Genomic DNA, 18,863 nt, shown 5'->3' on the forward strand with positions numbered 1-18,863 from the left:
CTCGGTCCGTCAGTGGGCGGTGCCGTCGGTGGATGCCGGAGCCTTGTACGTCCGCTCCTTGACGTCCAGCTCGACCTTCACCGGGCCGGACTTCTCGAAGCGCAGTTCGATGGTGACCTTGTCACCGACCTTCGGGGTGTTCTTGAGCCCCATGAACATGACGTGGTTGCCGCCGCGCGCGAGCCTCAGCTCGCCGTTCGCGGGCACGTCCATGGACTGCACCTGCTGCATCTTCTGATCCTTGGTTTCGTGGACCTGCAGATCGTCGGAGAGCGGGCTCGTGGCGCCGGTCAGCTTGTCGGCCGTCTTGGAGTCGTTCTTGATGACCATGAACGCGCCGGCCATCTTGTCGTTCACGGGCTCCGGCATGTAGCCGCCGCTGACCGTCAGCTTCGGCGCGCCGCCGGAAGCGGACTCGGAAGCGGACCCGGAGTCCGAGGAGCAGCCGGATATGGCGAGCGCGGCCGTCAGGGAGAGCGCGGCGGCGAGGGTGCGGGTGGTGCGGGCGTTCACGGGTTCTCTCCCTTGACGATCTTCGGCAGGTCCTTGGTGTAGTCCTCGACGGTGGTGCTTTCGCCGTAGAGGAGGTACCCCTCGTCCGTCTTGGGCGAGAAGACGATGACCTGGGCGCCGTGCATGGAGACCACGTTGCCGTTGGCGTCCTTCGTCGGGGCCTCGATACCGATGCCGAGGGTGCGCGCGGCGGCCTGGATGGTGGCGAAGTCCCCGGTCAGCCCGGTGAACGCCGGGTCCTGGCCCTTGAGCCACGCGCCGAGGGACTCGGGAGTGTCCCGTTCCGGGTCGGTGGTGATGAAGACGACCTGGAGCTTGTCCTGGTCGGCCTTGGGAAGTGCCTTCTTGGCGACGGCGATGTTGCTCATCGTCAGGGGGCACACGTCGGGGCAGTTGGTGTAGCCGAAGTAGATGAGCGTCGGCTTGCCCTTGGTCTGCTCGCGCAGGTTCCACGGCTTGCCGGTGGTGTCCGTGAGGACGACGTCCGGCTTGTCGAAGGGGCGGTCGAGCACGGTGGCGGACCCGGCTTTCGCCTGGTTCTGGCTGATCTGGGTGACCTGGCCGTTCTTGGCCGGTTCACCACCGCAGGCGGTGAGGGTGAGGGCGGCCGCCGCCACGAGGGCGGCGAGCGTCACACGTGTGGTGCGCATGGGAAAGTCCCTGGGATCGGGGGTGGTACGGGTGCATCCGCGAGCCCGGTCGGCCCGGATGACCGGCCGGCTGCGCGGGATCGTCACATCAGCAGGAGCTCAGGAGCTCAGGAGGTGCGGCGGCGCGAGGCGACGCCGAAGGCCACGCCGCCGAGTCCGATGACGATGCCGGCGATGCCGAGGGCCCGCGCGGTCGTGTCGGAGCCGCTCTTGGCGGCGGCCGTGTCGTGGCCGTCCTTGTGGTCGGCGTCGGAGTTCTTCGCCTCGTCCGCCGGCTTCTTGGCGGCGTCACCGTGGTGGTCGGCGCCGGCGGCGGTCAGCTTCAGGACGGGCGCCGGGGTCTGCGGTTCGGCGGCGCCTTCCTTGGGCTCTTCGATCCAGCGGACGACCTCGCCGTTGTCGTAGGTCTGGATCGCCTTGAAGACCATCTGGTCGGCGTTCTCGGGCAGCTTGCCGACGGAGACCGGGAACTGCTGGAACTTGCCGGACTCGATCTTGCCGCCGGACCAGGTCACCTTGGTGACGACCTCGTTGACCTGCTTGCCGTGCACGGTGAGCGGCTTGTCGAGCTTGGTCTTCTCGACGGTGGACGTCCAGCCGGGGATGTCCTGCGGCATGACGGACGTGAGCGGCTGGTCCACGGGGAAGCTGACCTCGAGCTGCGTGGTGGAGGCGTTGTCGCGCTCGTTGGGGACCTTGAAGTTGAGCGTCGCGTAGCCACCCTTGGCGGCTTCCCCGACGGGCTGCACGCCGACGTGGGCGAAAGCGGTGCCGGAGAGCAGGAGGACGGACCCGGCGGCGAGGGCGGCGGCGAAGGAGACGCGAGAGGTCTTCATGGCAGAAACACTCCACGGAAGCTGTGGTGACGGTGGCTCCGCGCGCGGCGCGCACGGAGTTCGCGGCACCGGTGCTCCCGTCGTGAGTCCCGGGGAGGAGAGGTGCCGCTTCAGGATGCGAGGGCGAACGCCGTGGGCGGCCCGCGCCTGATCACCGTGTGCTGGAGTGCGTCCCGCCCCGTGGAGGGCCCGGAGCCGGTCTCGGAGCCCGCTGCCCGCGCTGTACGGGCGGGCCGTCGCGGAAGGCCCGCGCCGAGGGCCCGTACGTAGGCCAGTGCGGCACGCAGCGGGCGTACCGGTCCGGCCGCGGCGGAGAGCCTGGACAGTTCGAGGAGGCGGAACAGCGCGGCGTCGCCGCGCCCGAGCAGCCAGCCGGCGGCGAGTGCGGCCAGCAGGTGCCCGATCAGCATGGCCGGGCTGAGCAGCCCCACCAGTCCGGTGGCCGGCTCCACGAGGCCCTGCCCCATGTGGGCGTGGGTCATGTGCCCCTGCGCCTCGGCCTGCGCGGCCACGGCGTCCGGGTCCAGCCCGGCGCTCTCCAGGATCCGCCGGGCATCCGACGGGTGGATCGGGACGGAGTTGCCCCCGCACACCAGCTGGGCGGCCAGCGCCGCGAGCGAGGTCTCCGAGGAGGCGCCGCCCGCCGAGGCGTTGTGCTGGCCGAGGCCGAACACCGTGTGCAGCGCGAGCTGTCCGCCCGCCAGTGCGGCGGCGATGCCGCGCAGCGAGCGGCGGCGTCCCGCGAGGGGGGCCGCCACCGCGAAGACGGCGAGGAAGCCGGCGCAGAGGGACCACCAGGGCACCGTCGCGCAGGAGGCCAGTGCGTGCCCGGCCGCGGACAGCACGACACAGACCGCGGTGAATACCGCGGCCCGGATCAGCCTGAGGCCGGATCCGGCCTGCGTCGCGTGGGGGGCAGTCATGGCCGGGCCATCATCGCACTGGGCTTAGGCGCCGCATACGGCAGGTGCGACAGCAGGTTTGCATTCCTGCGCACGGATGCCCGGAGCGCGTCGGTGCACACGCGCCCGAGGGCTTCCCCGAGTGCTGTCCCGATTGCTCGCCGATTGCTCCCCCTCCGAAGTAACCCCCCGCGGGCACTCCCCCACCCGGCCCCGCATACACCGCCGCCCGGGAGCGCCGCATCGGCCGAACGAGGGCTCTGTCGGCCCTCGGGGGCTTAGCACCGGCCATGGGCGGCAATAGGTAACCGTATGAGCATCTGGTGGTCTCTCCACTTGAGGCGCGAAGCAGCGAGTGTGCCCCTCGCGAGGCGACTGCTGTTGGGGACGATGGAGACCGCGGGGGTGGACCCGGACATCTCCTTCGACCTGTCGGTGGCGCTGAGCGAGGCGTGCGCGAACGCGGTGGAGCACGGCGGCCGCGAACCGGTCCCGCGCTCCGGGTACGCGGCGGACGCGCTGTACTTGGACGACGCGCTGCACGCGGACGACGCGCCGTACGCGGACAAAGCGACTTGCACGGACGAGGCGTCGGACCCGGACGACACGGCCTCGGGCGGCGGCTCCCCGGACGGGACCGGGGCGTACCACGTCACGGCCTATCTGGACGGGGACCGCTGCCGCATCGAGGTGAGCGACTCGGGTCCCGGGTTCCCGCCCGCGACGGTGGCCCGCCGCAGACCGTCCCTGGCCGAGCACGGCCGGGGACTGCACTTGATCGAGGAGCTCGCCGACCACGTCCGCTTCCGCAACCGGCCGGGCCGGGGCGCCGTGGTCAGCTTCGACAAGATGCTGAAGTGGCGGGACGACTCCCTGCTGAAGGTGTCGTAGACGCGCCGATGGGCGGAACCCGTTGAGGGTCCCGCCCATCGGCGCGTACGAACGGTGGCGTCAGCCCTTGAGCCGCGCCATCCAGGCCTCGACCTCGTCGGAGGTGCGGGGCAGCCCGTCCGACATGTTCCGGTTGCCGTCCTCGGTGACGAGGATGTCGTCCTCGATCCGGACGCCGATGCCGCGGTACTCCTGCGGCACCGTCAGGTCGTCGGCCTGGAAGTACAGACCCGGCTCGACGGTCAGGCACATGCCGGGCTCCAGCGTGCCGTCGACGTACGCCTCGGTGCGTGCGGCGGCGCAGTCGTGGACGTCCATGCCGAGCATGTGGCCCGTGCCGTGCAGGGTCCAGCGGCGCTGCAGGCCGAGCTCCAGGACGCGCTCGACCGGCCCCTCCAGCAGGCCCCACTCGACGAGCTTCTCGGCGAGCACGTGCTGGGAGGCGTCGTGGAAGTCGCGGAACTTCGCGCCCGGCTTGACGGCGGCGATGCCGGCTTCCTGGGACTCGTAGACCGCGTCGTAGATCTTGCGCTGGATGTCGGTGTACGCGCCGCTGATCGGCAGCGTGCGCGTGACGTCGGCGGTGTAGAGGGAGTGGGTCTCCACACCGGCGTCGAGCAGCAGCAGGTCTCCGGAGCGGACGTCGCCGTCGTTGCGGACCCAGTGCAGGGTGCAGGCGTGCGGGCCGGCGGCGCAGATGGAGCCGTAGCCGACGTCGTTGCCCTCGACGCGGGCGCGCAGGAAGAAGGTGCCCTCGATGTAGCGCTCGGAGGTGGCCTCGGCCTTGTCGAGCACCTTCACGACGTCCTCGAAGCCGCGGACGGTGGAGTCGACGGCCTTCTGCAGCTCGCCGATCTCGAACGCGTCCTTCACGGCGCGGGCCTCGGAGAGGTAGACGCGCAGCTCCTCGTCGCGCTCCTTGGTGACCTTGTCGGTCAGGGCGGTCTCGATGACGGAGTCGTGTCCGCGGACGCTGCGGACCGGGCCCTCGGCCTCGGCCAGCTCCTCGGGGAGCTTGCGCACGTCCTTGGCCGGGATGCCCAGGAGCTGCTCGGCCTCGGTGAGGGAGTGGCGGCGGCCGACCCACAGCTCACCGCTGCCGGAGAGCCAGAACTCGCCGTTCTCGCGGTCGGAGCGGGGCAGCAGGTAGACGGTGGCCTGGTGGCCGGTCTCTCCCACGGGCTCCAGGACCAGGACGCCGTTCTCGGTCTGGTCGCCGGTGAGGTACGCGTACTCGGTCGAGGCGCGGAAGGGGTACTCGGTGTCGTTCGAGCGCGTCTTCAGCCGCCCGGCGGGGACGACGAGCCGCTCGCCGGGGAAGCGCCGGGACAGTGCGGAGCGGCGGGCGGCGGTGTGAGCGGCCTGGGCGATCGGCTCCAGTCCGCGCAGCTCGGTGTCTGCCCAGCCCGTGCGCATGCTTGCGGCGAGCTCCTCGCTGACACCCGGGTACAGCCCGTTCTTGCGCTGCTTGTGCTTCTTCTTGGGCTGCTCTTCTTCCGGGGTCTCCGGGGTGAGCTCGTCAGCCACGTCTTCTCCTCAGTACGACGGACACGGACCGGGTATGGACCTCATCCATCGTATGTGTGAGCGGACGCCCCCCGACGGGTCGTGTGACAAATCCGCCAAACCAGGTCACACGCCCCGCCTCTCGCGTCCTCGTCACTCGAACCGTCTCGTCATGCGCATCGCCTCGTCACTCGAACCGCGCCGCGAGCAGCACGATGTCCTCGGAGGCGCCCGCCGGTGAAGCGGGTCCGTCCCCTTCGCCGTCCGGCAGCACCGTCCGCAGGATGTGGTCGCAGATGGCGGCCGGGTCCTCGCGGGCGCTACGGGGGATCCCCGCGGCGGCGGCGTGCAGCCGCGCGTACGCACGGTCCATCGGGTCCCCGGTGCGCCGGAGCAGCCCGTCCGTGTACAGCAGCACCGTTTCTCCGGGCGCAGGCTCGATCTCCACGCTCGGAGCCTCCCAGCAGGACAGCATGCCGAGCGGTGCGGAGAGGGTGGTCTCCACGTACTCGGTGCGCCGCTCGCCGATCAGCAGCGGCGGGGTGTGCCCGGCTCCGGCCAGGATGAGCTTGCGCCCCCGGCTGCCAGCCGGGCCGCCCGGCTGGCCCCCGGCGGGCTCGCAGTAGGCGAAGAGCGCGGTCGCCGAGCGCGCGGGCTCGGTCAGGCGCAGCAGCAGTTCCAGGTCGGAGAGGACGGCGACGGGGTCCTCGCCCTCCATGACGGCGTACGCCCGCAGCGAGGCGCGCAGCCGCCCCATCGCGGCGACGGCGCTCGGTCCCGAGCCGGTGACGGAGCCGACGGCCAGCCCGAGGGCGCCCTCCGGCAGCGGCAGAGCGTCGTACCAGTCGCCTCCGCCGTGCGGGCCGGTGTGGTGCCGGGCGGCGAGCTGGACCCCGGGGATCCGGGGGAGCCGGCTGGGCAGCAGTTCCTCGGCGACGGTGGCCAGGCCGGCGCGGGCGCGCTCCACCTCCAGCATCCGGGCCAGGTGCTCGGCGGCGTGCCGGACGTACAGCCCGGCCAGGTCGCGCTGGCGTTCGCTGGGCTCGGCCTGTTCGTCGTAGAGCCAGACGGCGGCGCCGAGCCGGCCGGTGGCGTCGGCGGTCAGCGGCAGCGCGTAGCTGGCGGCATAGCCCAGGCGGGCGGCGACCTCGCGGTGGCGGGGGTCGACGGGCGTGGCGTACCCGTCGCCGCCGGGGCCGGCGGGCGTGCCGGGCTCGGGCAGGACCTCCGAGCCGCCGTTGGCGTCGGGCAGACCGTCGAGGATGCGGCCGTACGAGGTGGCGCTGCGCGGCACCGTCTCGATGTGGCCGAGGTCGGCGTGGCCGAGGCCTAGGCCGATCGTGGTGGTGGGGCCGAGTCCGTCGGAGGGTTCCAGGACGATCAGGCCGCGACGGGCGCCGACCAGGGCCGCGCCCGCCCGCAGGAACTCCTGGAGGGAGGCGGTGAGCTCACTGGCGCGGGCGAGCCGCTCGGTGAGCTCGTGGAGGGTGGTGAGGTCGGAGACCATGCCCGCGAGACGGTCCTGGATGACCGAGCTCGCCGCGGGGCCCTGCGCCGGCGGGTGGACCGCTCGAGGGCTCGTGGATGTGGACACGGCCGTGGGTGCCGGTGTGGGCGCCACAGTGTGCGGGGACGCTGTGACAGCTGGATCGATTCCAGCCACTTTCGGCAGATGCGGGGCGCTCATGGCGTCCGCCTTTCCAGCTGGTGCGATTCGCCATATAGCATCGCAAACCCCCAGATCATGCTGCGCCGCTATCAATGAATCCACATCTACACGCACACGAGGAGCGATGTCCAGCATTGCCCAGGTGGGAATCCTGGTGTCCGTGGGACGGCAACTCACTGTTCGGTCAGGGCTAGAACTTGGCCGGAAAAAGCGGGAAGCAGACGGTTTTTGCGGTCGACTGGGCGAGTCAGTCAGCTGGTCCGGGTACGTAATCCGTTGCACCCGGGGAGAGTTGGCGCAGCCCGGTGCCCGCCGGGAACCGTCGGGCACGGCCCGTCGTCCCCATCGACGACAGCCGTCCCCCGCGCGGTCCCGGGTCGCGTACCGCCCCCGACGGACGTTTCATGGACCCGTAAGAAAACTGCACGAACCGTGTGAACCTGCTTCAGGCGGACAGTGACGCGAAACGTGTACGTGTGGTGAACCACCGCTTACATGGTGTGATGTGGCCCTCGGCGTTCAACGGAAAGGAACGAGCGCTCATGCGCGAGATCCTCGGAAGGCGTCTCCAGCGGCTCCGCAATCGCTTGCAATCCCTGCGCCCCGCCCCGCCGCAGGGTGATGCGCCGGCTCTCGTCGAAGCGGCGCTGACCTGCGCCGCCACCTGGCACTGGCCCGTGCTGCCCGGCGTCGGACGCTCCGGAACCGACAGCTCGCGGTGCGCCTGCCCCGACCCCGACTGCGTCGTACCCGGCGCGCATCCCTTCGATCCCGGGCTGCTCGCGGCCACCACCGACCCCCGGATGGTGTCCTGGTGGTGGGCCAACCGGGCCGGTGCCCCGATCCTGCTGGCCACCGGCGGGAGCGCACCCTGCGCGGTGAGCCTGCCCGCCGCGGCGGCCGCGCGTGCCGTCGTACGGCTGGACGCCGACGGGATGCGGCTCGGGCCGATCGTGGCCACGCCCACGCGGTGGTCGCTGCTCGTGGCCCCGTACTCGCTGGAGCGGCTCGGCGAGATCCTCTACGCCAAGGACCACGTGCCCTCCTCGCTGCGTTTCCACGGCGAGGGCGGCTACTTGCTGCTGCCGCCCTCCGCCGCGGTCGGCGGCGGCCAGGTGCGGTGGGAGCGCGAGCCTGCAGGTGCCGGGAAGGTCTGGCTGCCGGAGGTGGAGGCGGTCGTGGACGCGCTGGTGGAGGCGAGCAGCGGGGCCTCGGGCGGCGGGAGCCGGCTCGCGTACTGACGCAATCGCGCTCTCGCGTACTGACGCGCGTGCACTGACGGATCACTCGTACGGGTGCCAGCGAGACGAGTTTCCAAGGGAATTGGGCGCGGGGATCTCCGCGCCCCATTCCCGCATCGCTATCTTCGGCGAATGAATCTCCGCCTGATCGGTATCGGCGCCGGTGTGTTGATCATCTTGTCGCTCCCGTTGGCGGGAGCGATCGCCGGGCCGGATTTCGCCGGTCAGAGCGACGGAAAGGGCGGCGGGCTGCTCTCCACCTTCGGCTTGGGTCACCCGCCCAAGGACGATCCGGGAGCGAGTTCGGCCTCCGGCCGGTCCCGTACGCAACCTTCCGCAGCGGCACCGGTCCGCCCGGGCCCGGCCGAGCAACCGCGTACGGACGCCCGCTGCGGCCCCGAACTGTCCTCCCCCCAGGGGGTGGAGGCGCAGACGTGCGTCCTGTCGGGCGAGGGCCGGACGTGGGGGCGCAGCTACTACCGGAACACCAGCGGACGCGCGCTCGACGCGGTGCTCACGGTGATGGGTCCGGCGGGGCGCACGGTACAGATCCGCTGCGCGGTCGGCGCGGGCGACGAACCGGGGCTGTGCGAAACGCCGAGGGAGTCGTCGGCGGGGGCCCCGGAGGACTACTCGGCCGTAGCGGAATTTGCAGTTCCGGATGATGAAGGAGCCCTGCTCCTGCGGTCCGGGAGCAACTCACCGGTACCGGGTGACGGTTGAGCGTCACCGGAAAATCAAGGGCCCGGTCGCTGGCGACGGGGGATGCACCAGCGACCGGGCTACAAGAACGGTAACAAGAGATCGCCTGTTCGCAAATTCGATCTCTGATATTCGGACACCGATTTGCAGGCGATTAGCGGGAGTTGTGACTCCGATCACCGGTGAGCGGTCACCGGAGACCCTCCCGGGGCCCTCTCGCGCACTCTCCCGAGGACCCTCGTGGCCGGCCCGCGAACGGGCCGGCCACCCGGTCAGCTGAGCGTGACCTGGCGGTTGGTGAGGCCGCCGCGCGCACGGCGCTCCTCCGTGGTCAGCGGCGTGTCCGTCGCGAGGGCCGCGGCGAGCCGCTCCGCGAGCTCGGCCGCGGGCTTCTCCACGTCCTCGGCCGAGACTCCGGTCGGCAGGTCCCAGACGGGGACCATCAGGCCGTGGGCGCGGAAGGAGCCGACCAGCTTGGTGCCCTCACCGAGCGAGGACGTACCCGCGGCGGACAGCCGCGCGAGTGCGTCGAGCAGCTTCTCCTCGGCGTGCGGCATGACCCAGCGCAGGTGGTTCTTGTCCGGGGTCTCGCACCAGTAGGCGGCGTCCACGCCGGTCAGCTTGACGGTCGGGATGGCGGCGGCGTTGGCGCGCTCCAGGGAGGCGGCGATCTCCGGGGAGGCGTTCTGGGCGCTCTCCGCTTCCGGAAGCCAGAATTCGAACCCGCTGTGGACAACCGGCTCGAAACCGTCGTCCACGGACAGGAGATCCTGAAGTCGCGGACCCTCGGCCGGAACCCGGCGGGCCGCGACGACGGTGCCGGGCTCGGCCACGAGCGCGCGCTCCAGCGTGTCGGCCATGTCCCGGGCGAGGTCGCCGCTGGTCGAGTCGTTCTGCAGGCCGAGCAGGACGGAGCCGTCCTCGCGGCGCAGTGCCGGCGAGGCCAGCGGGAGTACGGTCACCAGCGTGACGGAGGGGACGCCCTCGGGCAGTCCGCCCTTGAGGGTGAGCGGCACGGTGGCGGCGGGAACGAGCTCGCGCAGCGCCACCCAGTCACACTCGCCGGGCAGGCCCTCGAACGGCCGGGCCACGTGCTCGGTGACGGCGTGCGCGGCGGCCGCGCCGTGGCAGGCCTTGTAGCGGCGCCCGGATCCGCAAGGGCAGGGCTCGCGAGCGCCCACCACCGGGATCTCCCCGTTGTTGAGCTGCGGCTTTGCGGACTTCGCGGCGGGGCGCTTCTTGGCCATCGTGGGTGTCTCCCGGTTGCGGCGGTACGGCGTCGGTCTGGGCGCGAGCCTAGCCGTTCGTACCGCCACAACCGGTGGGGTGCGGCCGGGAGCACGGTCGGCGTGCGCTCCCGGACGGCCGCCATCCGTCCACCCGCGGTCGAGGACCGGTCGGATCAGGGATCCGGGACGGTCGGTCAGATACCGGTCGGATCAGGGATCCAGATCGTCGAAGGCCGTACTGAAATCGATCGCCGGGGGCGCAACGCGCGTAGCGAAATCCTCGTGCCGGGCCCCACAGGCAACGGTCGCCCAGACGGTGACCTCACCTGCCGCTCCGTCCCGGACACCCCAGTCCTGGGCCAGGGCGCTGATGATGTTCAGCCCCCGCCCGCCCCGCGCGGTGACCGAGGGCTTGGCCGGGATGGGGCGGGTGGGCCCGCCGCCGTCCGTGACCTCGACCGTCAGCCGCCCCGCCTTGTCGACGCGCCACGACGCATGTATCCCGCCGTCTCCGATGTCCCGCGATCCCAGCGGTCTGCCGTGTCGGCAGGCATTGCTGAGCAGTTCGGAAAGGATCAGAACGGCGTCATCCACGATCGATTCGGACACTCCGCTGATGCGCAATTGCTCGCGCATCCGGTGCCTCGCCTCGCCCACGCCCGCAGGACCATGGGACACGTCCATGCACGACGACGTGGGCACTTCCTGTGCCACCATCAACGCCACCCCCGGAACCTCCTTAGCCCCACGCATGGTCTGGATGCCCCAATGGCCTGGACCGGAAACCGCCGGACCGGCGCCCTCTGACGCATTCAGGCAGATCGAACGCGGAGTGGATGCGCCGGTGCACACCCCGTAACGGGTGGTGCGCCTGTGGCGGGTGCGCAAAGCGGGACGTCAGCGGCCCAGCTGTGACAAAACTTGTCGCGGCCTGTTCGTGATGATCGCTTCCACGCCTAGATCAGCGCAGAGCTGAACATCTTCCGGATCGTTCACGGTCCACACGTGAACGGAATGCCCGGCGGCCTGAAGTTTGCGGATGAAGCCCGGGTGGTTGCGCACGATCCGCATCCCCGGCCCGGCGATCCGCACTCCGGCCGGCAGCCGCCCGTCCCGCATTCGGGGTGAGATGAACTGCATCAGGTAGACGGTCGGGACCGTCGGCGCGGCAGCCCGCATCCGGTGGAGGGAGCGCGCGGAGAAGCTCATCACCCGGACCGGGTGCGGCCCCTCGGCGGGCGGGGCGTCCAGTGCGAAGCGCTTGAGGAGGAAGAGCAGGCGCTCCTCCACCTGTCCGGCCCAGCGGGTCGGGTGCTTCGTCTCGATCGCCAGCTGTACCGGCCGTCCGGCGTCCGCGACCAGCTCCAGCAGCCGCTCCAGGGTGAGTACGGAGGTCCGCTCGGGGTCCGCGTCCCAGTCCGGGGACTCCTCCCGGTCCTTCCACGAGCCGAAGTCGAGGGCGGCGAGATCGGCCAGCTCCAGGGCGGAGACGGCGCCGCGGCCGTTGGAGGTGCGGTTCACCCGCCGGTCGTGGACCAGGACCAGATGGCCGTCTGCCGTGAGCCGGACATCGCATTCGAGGGCGTCGGCCCCGTCCTCGATCGCCCTGCGGTAGGCGGCCAGCGTGTGTTCGGGGGCATCCTCCGAGGCGCCGCGGTGGGCGACGACCTGGATGGGGCGCGGCGTTGCGTGATTCACCGGCTCATGGTGCCACCGGGAGGGGCCCGGATGTCGGGGAGATCCCTGCGGGTGCTTCTGGGGATGCGCCTGAAATGTCGGAGATAAAGGATGGGGGAGACTCACAGGTCCGGCTTACAGTGCTCTGACGGGGCATGGGAAAGGCTTTGCCCAGGAACTTGTACGGCACGTCGAACGTTCAGTCGGACCGATATCGCCCGTATTTCTGAAGCCGTGTGTGACGAGGAGAGAGCGCTGTGAGCACCGAGAACGAGGGCACCGCGGCCCCGACACCCCCCGCCGCTCCGCCCGTACCCCCGGTGGCCGCGCCCGTCGACGCCGCGCCGTCCGCGCCCGCCGCGTCGGCGCCCGTGGAGCCGGTGACGCAGCAGTTGCCGCCGGCGTCCGCGCCCGGCACGGAGCCGACCCAGCAGCTCCACCAGACCCCGGCTGCCCAGCCCGCCGCGGCCGTCCAGCCTCCGGCTCCTGCCTATGCCGAGAGCCCGGCCCCGCCGGTCCACCCGGCGTACGCCGAGGCCCCGGCTCCCGCCCCCGCGCCGCAGGCGATGGGCGCCGAGGGCTGGCCTCCCCCGCCGCCCGCGGCCCCGGCGTACGGGGCCGGTGACGGCCAGGGCGGTGGCGGCTGGGGCGTGCCCCTGGCCACCGACGGCGCACCGCAGCCCAAGCGGAAGGGCAAGGGCGGCATGATCGCGGGCATCCTCGCGGCGGCGCTCCTCGCGGGCGGTGTCGGCGGCGGCGTCGGCTACTGGGCGGCCGACCGGAGTGCCAACGGCTCCGGCTCCACCACGGTGAGCGCCGGAAACACGCCCAAGGACCTGAAGCGCGATCCGGGCTCCGTCGCGGGCCTGGCCGCCGGCGCGCTGCCCAGCGTCGTCACCATCGAGGCCTCGGCCGGAGACGGCGAGGGCGGCACCGGCACCGGGTTCGTCTACGACCAGCAGGGCCACATCCTCACGAACAACCACGTGGTCGCCTCCGCGGCCAACGGCGGCAAGCTCAGCGCGACCTTCTCCGACGGCAAGAAGTACGAGGCCGAGGTCGTGGGCCGGGCCCAGGGGTACGACGTCGCCGTCATCAAGCTGAAGAACCCGCCGTCGGGGCTCAAGCCGCTGCCCCTCGGAGACTCGGACAAGGTCGCCGTCGGCGACTCGACCATCGCGATCGGCGCTCCGTTCGGCCTGTCCAACACCGTCACCACCGGCATCGTCAGCGCCAAGAACCGCCCGGTCGCCTCGGGTGACGGCTCCAGCGGCAAGAACTCGTACATGAGTGCCCTCCAGACGGACGCCTCGATCAACCCGGGCAACTCCGGCGGTCCGCTGCTCGACAGTCGAGGCGCGGTCATCGGCATCAACTCGGCGATCCAGTCGGCCGGCAACGGCGGCTTCGGCGGCGGCGGCCAGGCCGGTTCCATCGGCCTCGGGTTCGCTATCCCGGTGAACCAGGCGAAGAACGTCGCCGAATCGCTGATCAAGACGGGCAAGCCGGTCTACCCGGTGATCTCGGTGTCCGTGGACCTCACGGCCAAGACCGACGGCGCGAAGATCTCCGAGACGGGCGCCTCGGCCAACGAGCTGGTCGACCCGAACGGCCCTGCGGGCAAGGCGGGGCTGAAGCCCGGCGACATCATCACCGAGCTCGGCGGCAAGCCGATCGACAGCGGCCCGACCCTGATCAGCGAGATCTGGACGTACAAGCCGGGTGACACGGTGAAGCTGACCTACCTGCGCGGCGGCAAGCCGACCACGGTGGACATCACGCTCGGTTCGCGGGTCGGCGACAAGTAGCGTCCGACCGCCGCGCACGGGCCGGCCCGGCGAGGCGGCAGGACCAACTGGCTTGATGGTGAGGGGCCGTAGGCGCGATTGTGCCTGCGGCCCCTCCCAACGTCCGCTTATGCTTCAACCGTGTTCGATTCGCGGCACATACGGACGTTCCACGAGGTGGTCGCCTCGGGGTCCTACTCGGCCGCCGCCCGGGTCCTCGGGTACACGCAGCCCGCGATCACCCAGCAGATGAAGGCGCTCGAACGCGCCGTCGGCACCCCGCTGTTCACCCGCGTCGGACGCCGCATGCAGCTTACCGAGGCCGGGGAGTCCATGGCCCGGCACGCCGAGGCCATCCTCGGCAGCCTCTCCGCCGCCGAGGCCCAGCTGAAGGCCTACGCCCGGCTGCGGACCGGCCGCGTCCGGCTGTGCGGCTTCCCCAGCGCCAACGTCACCCTGGTCCCGGAAGCCCTGAGCAGCCTGGCCAAGGAACACCCGGGCATTCAGGTCGAGCTGCTGGAGGGGGAGCCTCCGGACTCCTTGCGCAGGCTGGAGCGGGGCGAGTGCGACATTACCCTGGCCTTCACCTATCCCGGCCTGCACGAGGAGGTCCCGGAGGAGGTCGCCGAGGTCAGGCTCATGGAGGACCAGCTGACGGTGCTGCTGCCGACCGGGCACCCGCTGGCCCGGCGGCGGGCCGTGCACCTCGCGGACCTTTCCGAGGAGCGGTGGATCGCAGGCTGCCCGCGCTGCCGGGCGAACCTGCTGCACGAGTGCGCGGGGCTCGGTTTCGTGCCCGACATCCGGTTCGCCACCGACGACAACCTGGTGGTCCAGAGCCTGGTCGCGCAGGGCCTGGGCGTGGCCATGATGCCCGCCCTGGTGCTGCCCTCGCTCTCGCTGAGCAAGGTGTGCGGGCGGGCCCTGCTGCCGGCCGCACGCCGTCACATCGCCGCGCACGTGTACCGCGACCATCTGCGGGTCCCGGCGACGGCGGTGGTGCTGGAGGCCCTCAGGCAGGCGGCCTCGAACCGCGTCGGCTGCTGAACCGGCCCGCCGGAGGATCCCGCTCCACCATCAACCCATAAGCCGAGTTTGGGAATTCAGCTCATAACTGTCGTTGGACGTGATGGGTGGGCTCCTCGACGCTCCCCTTATGACCACCACCACGCCGGCCCGCACGACCGCGAGGATGGCCGCCCTCGTCAGTGAGATCCGTACGGTCGTGGACCGGGGGGTGGCCCCCGACCTGACCGCCTACCTGGTCGGCGAACGCCTCGCCCCGCACCTGGGGGCGCCCGGTCTGCTCACTGCCGAGCAGCGCGAGGGGCACCCCGACAGTTACCGGCAGCACGTCCTGCACGCGGAGCCGGACGGCAGCTTCTCCGTGGTGGCCCTGGTGTGGCTGCCGGGCCAGGAGACCGCCATCCACGACCACGTCTCGTGGTGCGTGGCCGGGGTGCACGAGGGTGAGGAGAGCGAGCTCCGCTACCGTCTCGCCCCCGCCACGGCCACCACCGGCGCCCGACTGGTGGCGACCGAGCACGTGGTCAACGGCCCCGGTGAGGTCTGCGGGTTCGCCCCGCCCGGCGACATCCACAAAGTCCGCAACTCCTGTCGTACCAAGGCGATATCCCTGCACGTCTACGGCGCCGACGTCGTACGCCTGGGCAGCAGTGTCCGCCGCGTCTACACGCTGCCGACCGGCTGATGGCCCTGCTGAACCGCCCGGTGCGCGGGGCGGGATCATCGGTTCCGGTCGATGTTTCACGTGAAACATCGTCATCGTGGCCCGGGTTGGGCCTTGCCGCGGCCGGAGTCCTGGTGGCCTGGTCGGCGCACCGGCTGGCGCCTTGGGCGCCGATGCTGACGGTGTCGGTGGTGCTCGGCATCGCAGCGGCGCACCTCCCCCGTCTACGGGCCTTCGTACGGGGCCCCGCGCGCCCGGGTCTCTCACTGGCCGGGCGGCGCCTGATGCGGATCGGCATCGTCCTGCTGGGCCTGGCCCTGGGGCTGGACGAGGTGCTCCGGCTGGGCTGGGCCACCGTGGCGATGGTGGCCGCGGTGGTGGCGGCGACCTTCCTGGGCACCCTCTGGCTCGGCCGGCGGCTCGGACTCCCAGGAGACCAGCCGTTGTTGATAGCCACCGGGTACTCGATCTGCGGAGCCTCGGCCATCGGAGCCGTCAGTCAGGTATCGGGCAGCGACGAGGAGGATGTCGCCTCCTCGGTGGCCCTGGTCACCCTGTGCGGCACGCTCGCCATAGCCGTCCTCCCGCTCCTCCAGTCTCCGCTCGGACTCTCCGACCCGGACTTCGGCCGCTGGGTGGGCGCGAGCGTCCACGACGTCGGCCAGGTGGTGGCGACCGCCCAGACGGCCGGCCCCGGGGCTCTCGGCGAAGCCGTGCTGGTCAAGCTGATGCGCGTGGCGATGCTGGCCCCGCTGGTCGCGGCGGTGGCCTTCTCGCTACGGGCCCGCCGGCGCGGAGTGCGCGCTTCCACGGGCCGCCGGCCGGCTCCGGTGCCGCTGTTCGTGGCTGGGTTCCTCGCGGCAGCCGCGCTGCGCGCCACCGGGACACTGCCCGACGTAGCGCTGGAGTGGGCGCACACCGCCCAGGAACTACTGCTGGCCGCCGCTCTGTTCGGCCTGGGCAGTGCGGTCCACCTGCCCACCCTGTCCCGTACCGGCGGCCGTGCGGCCCTCCTGGGCCTTGCGGCCTGGGTGGTGGTGGCCGGAGCCTCGTACGCGGGTGTTCTCCTCACCAACTAACCGGAGTTGGCCATTTCCTGGCCGGAACCGACCGAACGTTCCGACTGGTGCCTGACATCTCGTTCCCGGCGTGCCACTCTGCCCCCGATCCGCACCGACAACTCTTCATCCGGGCACGGCAGAAGGAGTCATGCGTGAATCGCCATCGGACAGCCATATCGGTCTTACTCGCGACGGGAGCCCTGCTCGCGGGTGCGTTGACGGCGGCCTCCCCCTCGGCCGCCGAGCAGCGCCCCGCCCCGGGCTCCTGGTCGGCCGAGCGGATGCGGGCCGCCACCCCGCTGGACATCACGGCCACCCCGGGCATTGCCGCCCCGGGCACGGCCGCCCGTACGGCGCCCACCACTGCGGAGCGCCCCACGACGATCGCCCCGACCCCCGCGGACGCCTCCCCCACGGCCTTCCCCCAGCCGGGCGGAGCCTGGACGTCCGGTGGCGCGGTGGTCAAAACCTCGGGCCGGGTCTTCTTCACCTTCAACGGGAAGAGCGCCTCCTGCTCGGGCGACTCCATCACCAGCGCCAACGGCAGCACGGTGATCACCGCCGGCCACTGCGTGAAGTATCAGGGCGCCTGGCACACCAACTGGATCTTCGTTCCGGGATACGACAACGGGAACGCGCCCTACGGGCAGTGGACGGCCACCAAGACCTTCGCGACCGACCAGTGGGTGGCGAGCGAGGACATGAACATGGACGTCGGCCTTGCGGTCGTCGCCCCGCTGAACGGACGGACGCTCAGCCAGGCCGTCGGAGCCCAGGGCATCGTCTTCAACGGGGGCTACAACAAGAAGATGTACGCCTTCGGCTTCCCGGCGGCGGCCCCGTACGACGGCAGCAAGCTCGTGTACTGCAGCGGCAACAGCGGCAAGGACTTCCTGCTGACCAAGGACCACAGCCTGCCCTGCAACATGACCGGCGGCTCCAGCGGCGGTCCCTGGTTCCAGGACTTCAACGAGGCGACCGGCCTGGGCACCCAGGTCTCGGTGAACAGCTTCGGCTACACCTTCCTGCCGAACCGGATGTTCGGCCCGTACTTCGGCAGCGAGGCGAAGGCGGCCTACGACAAGGCCCAGACCGCCTGACCCCCCGCGAATCCCCAGCGCCACCCGCCCCCACCGCCCGGTACTCTGTACCCGCCAGGTGGGTTGCCCGAGCGGCCTAAGGGAACGGTCTTGAAAACCGTCGTGGCGAGAGTCACCGTGGGTTCAAATCCCACACCCACCGCCACAGGTCAGAGAACATGCTGATCAGAAGGGGTGCCCCTCATGGAGGGGCACCCCTTCGTCGTTCACCCTGTCTCACTCTGGATCGCCTCTGTCGCCATGGTGACCAGCATGTGTGGCCAACTCGTGGCCAGGCCATCAGGCCTCCCCGTTGCACCGACCTGACGCAGGCGCACCTTGCCCGTGGCGAATTCGACGAGGCCCGCTCGAATCTTCAGCAGGCGCGCCTTCTAGCGAACCGCACGGGGTCCGTGCGGCATCGCCGGCGTGTGGAGCTACTTACGGGGCGGCTGTAGCCCGCGACGCGAGGACGTGAAGGAGGGCGACCAGGGTTCCTGACCCCATGAGCTTTCCTTCGGCCATGAGTCCGGGGATGTCCGCCAGGGGTACCCAGGCGATTTTCCCAGCTTCCTCGATGTCCGTGGGTTCACCCACCTTCACAGCACCCCGCGCCACGAAAATCTCGTGGGGCGAGTCGACCATGCCGATTATGGGCTGGTACGTCACGACGTGCTCGACGTTCGTGGGGCGCCAGCCGGTCTCTTCCTCGGTCTCTCGCGCAGCCGTGGTCGCCGCATCCTCGCCTTCGTCCACGATCCCGCCGGGGAGTTCCCATCCCCACTGCTGTGGGACGAAGCGGTAGCGCCACAGCATCAGGACGCGCTGCTGCTCGTCGATCACGGCCGTGATCGCCACATGATGCAGGCGGACCACGTGGTGCTCGAAGCGCTCGACCCCGGGCGGCTCGACGTCGACGAGGTCGAGGTTCACCCACCGGTTCTCGTAGACCGTCCTGCTGCCGTGGATCGTCCAGGGCTCCATCTCTGCCGGCGTGGGTACGGTCTCGCTCCCCACGACTCGGTACGAGCTGCGGTCGTACGCCTTGATGAAGTGTTCGCTCGCGAGTCGTGCGAGCACCTGGCGGAGGGCGGTACGGCCGATCTCCAGCTCAGCGCTCATGGTCCGCTCGGAGGGAAGCTTTTCGCCGGGACCGTACTTGCCCGACTCGATCCAAGACCGGATCGTCTGGTAGACCCTCGTCGACTTCGGTCCCAGCCTCAGAGCACTCTCCCCGTTCGTCGGCTGGTGATGACCAGCGTAGTCGGGGGACAGCTCGGGGGACTCGGGCATGTCTGTCACTCTTCCCGTCGTGTGTTGAGACCGGGCTCTACTCGCCGAAGACTGTCCGGAATGGACCTAGCCGAAGACGTCGTTCGCAAAACCTGTTTGTGTCTGCCCTGCCCACAGCCCAATGGCCGAGTCCTCCC

18 protein-coding genes, 1 tRNA gene and 1 pseudogene are annotated in these 18,863 nt (G+C 70.9%); 10 read left to right on the forward strand and 10 right to left on the reverse strand.

The genetic code is table 11. From position 1 onward, the window contains the following. Window positions 1–9 precede the first annotated feature (9 nt). The 4 genes from ACFWBW_RS05650 to ACFWBW_RS05665 all read right to left on the reverse strand — a co-directional run bounded on the left by ACFWBW_RS05650 (window position 10) and on the right by ACFWBW_RS05665 (window position 2,922). The gene (locus tag ACFWBW_RS05650) at window positions 10–513 is read right to left on the reverse strand and encodes a copper chaperone PCu(A)C (RefSeq protein ID WP_385368667.1); all 504 of its coding nucleotides are present in this window, start codon (window positions 511–513) and stop codon (window positions 10–12) included. Beyond that, a complete protein-coding gene (locus ACFWBW_RS05655) occupies window positions 510–1,163 on the reverse strand; it encodes an SCO family protein (RefSeq protein ID WP_385368669.1) in 654 nt (217 codons plus the stop codon). Before ACFWBW_RS05655 ends, ACFWBW_RS05650 begins: the two co-directional genes overlap by 4 nt. A gap of 107 nt (window positions 1,164–1,270) precedes the next feature. Continuing rightward, the gene (locus tag ACFWBW_RS05660; protein WP_385368671.1) at window positions 1,271–1,999 is read right to left on the reverse strand and encodes a YcnI family protein; all 729 of its coding nucleotides are present in this window, start codon (window positions 1,997–1,999) and stop codon (window positions 1,271–1,273) included. Between the two features lie 110 nt (window positions 2,000–2,109). Then, window positions 2,110–2,922, reverse strand: coding sequence for a hypothetical protein (locus ACFWBW_RS05665; protein ID WP_385368673.1), 813 nt, complete (start codon window positions 2,920–2,922; stop codon window positions 2,110–2,112). A 291-nt stretch (window positions 2,923–3,213) separates the two neighbouring features. Here ACFWBW_RS05665 and ACFWBW_RS05670 point away from each other — a divergent pair, with 291 nt between their 5' ends. Next, a complete protein-coding gene (locus tag ACFWBW_RS05670; protein ID WP_385368675.1) occupies window positions 3,214–3,792 on the forward strand; it encodes an ATP-binding protein in 579 nt (192 codons plus the stop codon). 60 nt (window positions 3,793–3,852) lie between these two features. Here the strand turns inward: ACFWBW_RS05670 and ACFWBW_RS05675 are convergent, their stop codons facing one another. Next, window positions 3,853–5,319 carry an aminopeptidase P family protein gene (locus tag ACFWBW_RS05675; RefSeq protein ID WP_385368677.1) on the reverse strand — a complete coding sequence of 489 codons (1,467 nt, stop codon included), beginning with the start codon at window positions 5,317–5,319 and terminating at the stop codon, window positions 3,853–3,855. A 166-nt stretch (window positions 5,320–5,485) separates the two neighbouring features. Next, window positions 5,486–7,102, reverse strand: coding sequence for a PP2C family protein-serine/threonine phosphatase (locus ACFWBW_RS05680; RefSeq protein ID WP_385368679.1), 1,617 nt, complete (start codon window positions 7,100–7,102; stop codon window positions 5,486–5,488). A gap of 407 nt (window positions 7,103–7,509) precedes the next feature. Between ACFWBW_RS05680 and ACFWBW_RS05685 the strand changes: the two genes are divergently transcribed. Both ACFWBW_RS05685 and ACFWBW_RS05690 read left to right on the forward strand, forming a co-directional pair. Further along, the gene (locus ACFWBW_RS05685; protein ID WP_385368681.1) at window positions 7,510–8,208 is read left to right on the forward strand and encodes a bifunctional DNA primase/polymerase; all 699 of its coding nucleotides are present in this window, start codon (window positions 7,510–7,512) and stop codon (window positions 8,206–8,208) included. 132 nt (window positions 8,209–8,340) lie between these two features. Further along, window positions 8,341–8,931 carry a hypothetical protein gene (locus ACFWBW_RS05690; protein ID WP_385368682.1) on the forward strand — a complete coding sequence of 197 codons (591 nt, stop codon included), beginning with the start codon at window positions 8,341–8,343 and terminating at the stop codon, window positions 8,929–8,931. 251 nt (window positions 8,932–9,182) lie between these two features. On the opposite strand, the gene ACFWBW_RS05695 is transcribed toward ACFWBW_RS05690, so the two are convergent. The 3 genes from ACFWBW_RS05695 to ACFWBW_RS05705 form a co-directional block, all read right to left on the reverse strand. After that, window positions 9,183–10,157, reverse strand: coding sequence for a DUF5926 family protein (locus tag ACFWBW_RS05695; protein ID WP_385368684.1), 975 nt, complete (start codon window positions 10,155–10,157; stop codon window positions 9,183–9,185). 192 nt (window positions 10,158–10,349) lie between these two features. Continuing rightward, entirely contained in the window at window positions 10,350–10,856 is a 507-nt protein-coding gene (locus ACFWBW_RS05700) for an ATP-binding protein (protein WP_385368753.1), read from the reverse strand. 180 nt (window positions 10,857–11,036) lie between these two features. Beyond that, window positions 11,037–11,837, reverse strand: coding sequence for a glycerophosphodiester phosphodiesterase (locus tag ACFWBW_RS05705; RefSeq protein WP_385368686.1), 801 nt, complete (start codon window positions 11,835–11,837; stop codon window positions 11,037–11,039). A gap of 236 nt (window positions 11,838–12,073) precedes the next feature. On the opposite strand from ACFWBW_RS05705, the gene ACFWBW_RS05710 reads away from it, so the two are divergent. The 7 genes and pseudogenes from ACFWBW_RS05710 to ACFWBW_RS05740 form a co-directional block, all read left to right on the forward strand. Beyond that, on the forward strand, window positions 12,074–13,624 hold the full coding sequence (locus ACFWBW_RS05710) for a S1C family serine protease (RefSeq protein ID WP_385368688.1): 1,551 nt from the start codon (window positions 12,074–12,076) through the stop codon (window positions 13,622–13,624). Window positions 13,625–13,744: 120 nt separating this feature from the next. Then, window positions 13,745–14,650 (forward strand): LysR family transcriptional regulator, encoded by a 906-nt coding sequence (locus ACFWBW_RS05715; RefSeq protein WP_266907002.1) that lies wholly within the window; start codon window positions 13,745–13,747, stop codon window positions 14,648–14,650. Between the two features lie 109 nt (window positions 14,651–14,759). Further along, window positions 14,760–15,314, forward strand: coding sequence for a cysteine dioxygenase (locus ACFWBW_RS05720; RefSeq protein WP_385368690.1), 555 nt, complete (start codon window positions 14,760–14,762; stop codon window positions 15,312–15,314). Further along, window positions 15,314–16,372 (forward strand): YeiH family protein, encoded by a 1,059-nt coding sequence (locus tag ACFWBW_RS05725; protein ID WP_385368692.1) that lies wholly within the window; start codon window positions 15,314–15,316, stop codon window positions 16,370–16,372. The genes ACFWBW_RS05720 and ACFWBW_RS05725 overlap by 1 nt, the downstream gene beginning before the upstream one ends. 134 nt (window positions 16,373–16,506) lie before the next feature. After that, a complete protein-coding gene (locus ACFWBW_RS05730; protein WP_385368694.1) occupies window positions 16,507–17,454 on the forward strand; it encodes a trypsin-like serine peptidase in 948 nt (315 codons plus the stop codon). Window positions 17,455–17,511: 57 nt separating this feature from the next. Next, window positions 17,512–17,599: transfer RNA gene (locus tag ACFWBW_RS05735), tRNA-Ser, on the forward strand. Window positions 17,600–17,753: 154 nt separating this feature from the next. Further along, a pseudogene (locus tag ACFWBW_RS05740) lies at window positions 17,754–17,891 on the forward strand (XRE family transcriptional regulator); the annotation flags it as partial. Here ACFWBW_RS05740 and ACFWBW_RS05745 read toward each other — a convergent pair. Next, window positions 17,875–18,651: an NUDIX domain-containing protein gene (locus ACFWBW_RS05745; RefSeq protein WP_385368755.1), complete on the reverse strand. Its 777-nt coding sequence runs from the start codon at window positions 18,649–18,651 to the stop codon at window positions 17,875–17,877. The pseudogene ACFWBW_RS05740 and the gene ACFWBW_RS05745 overlap by 17 nt on opposite strands. Between the last annotated feature and the right edge of the window lie 212 nt (window positions 18,652–18,863).

It is taken from the genome of Streptomyces sp. NPDC059957 (assembly GCF_042730015.1).
Lineage (GTDB): Bacteria > Actinomycetota > Actinomycetes > Streptomycetales > Streptomycetaceae > Streptomyces.

Excerpts from the sequence above, each read along its gene's own strand:
- ACFWBW_RS05665 (WP_385368673.1), bottom strand. The coding sequence starts at position 2,922 with ATGACTGCCCCCCACGCGACGCAGGCCGGATCCGGCCTCAGGCTGATC.
- ACFWBW_RS05700 (WP_385368753.1), bottom strand. The coding sequence starts at position 10,856 with ATGGTGGCACAGGAAGTGCCCACGTCGTCGTGCATGGACGTGTCCCAT.
- ACFWBW_RS05685 (WP_385368681.1), top strand. The coding sequence starts at position 7,510 with ATGCGCGAGATCCTCGGAAGGCGTCTCCAGCGGCTCCGCAATCGCTTG.
- ACFWBW_RS05690 (WP_385368682.1), top strand. The coding sequence starts at position 8,341 with ATGAATCTCCGCCTGATCGGTATCGGCGCCGGTGTGTTGATCATCTTG.
- ACFWBW_RS05660 (WP_385368671.1), bottom strand. The coding sequence starts at position 1,999 with ATGAAGACCTCTCGCGTCTCCTTCGCCGCCGCCCTCGCCGCCGGGTCC.
- ACFWBW_RS05680 (WP_385368679.1), bottom strand. The coding sequence starts at position 7,102 with ATGCTGGACATCGCTCCTCGTGTGCGTGTAGATGTGGATTCATTGATA.
- ACFWBW_RS05655 (WP_385368669.1), bottom strand. The coding sequence starts at position 1,163 with ATGCGCACCACACGTGTGACGCTCGCCGCCCTCGTGGCGGCGGCCGCC.
- ACFWBW_RS05695 (WP_385368684.1), bottom strand. The coding sequence starts at position 10,157 with ATGGCCAAGAAGCGCCCCGCCGCGAAGTCCGCAAAGCCGCAGCTCAAC.
- ACFWBW_RS05670 (WP_385368675.1), top strand. The coding sequence starts at position 3,214 with ATGAGCATCTGGTGGTCTCTCCACTTGAGGCGCGAAGCAGCGAGTGTG.
- ACFWBW_RS05725 (WP_385368692.1), top strand. The coding sequence starts at position 15,314 with ATGGCCCTGCTGAACCGCCCGGTGCGCGGGGCGGGATCATCGGTTCCG.
- ACFWBW_RS05720 (WP_385368690.1), top strand. The coding sequence starts at position 14,760 with ATGACCACCACCACGCCGGCCCGCACGACCGCGAGGATGGCCGCCCTC.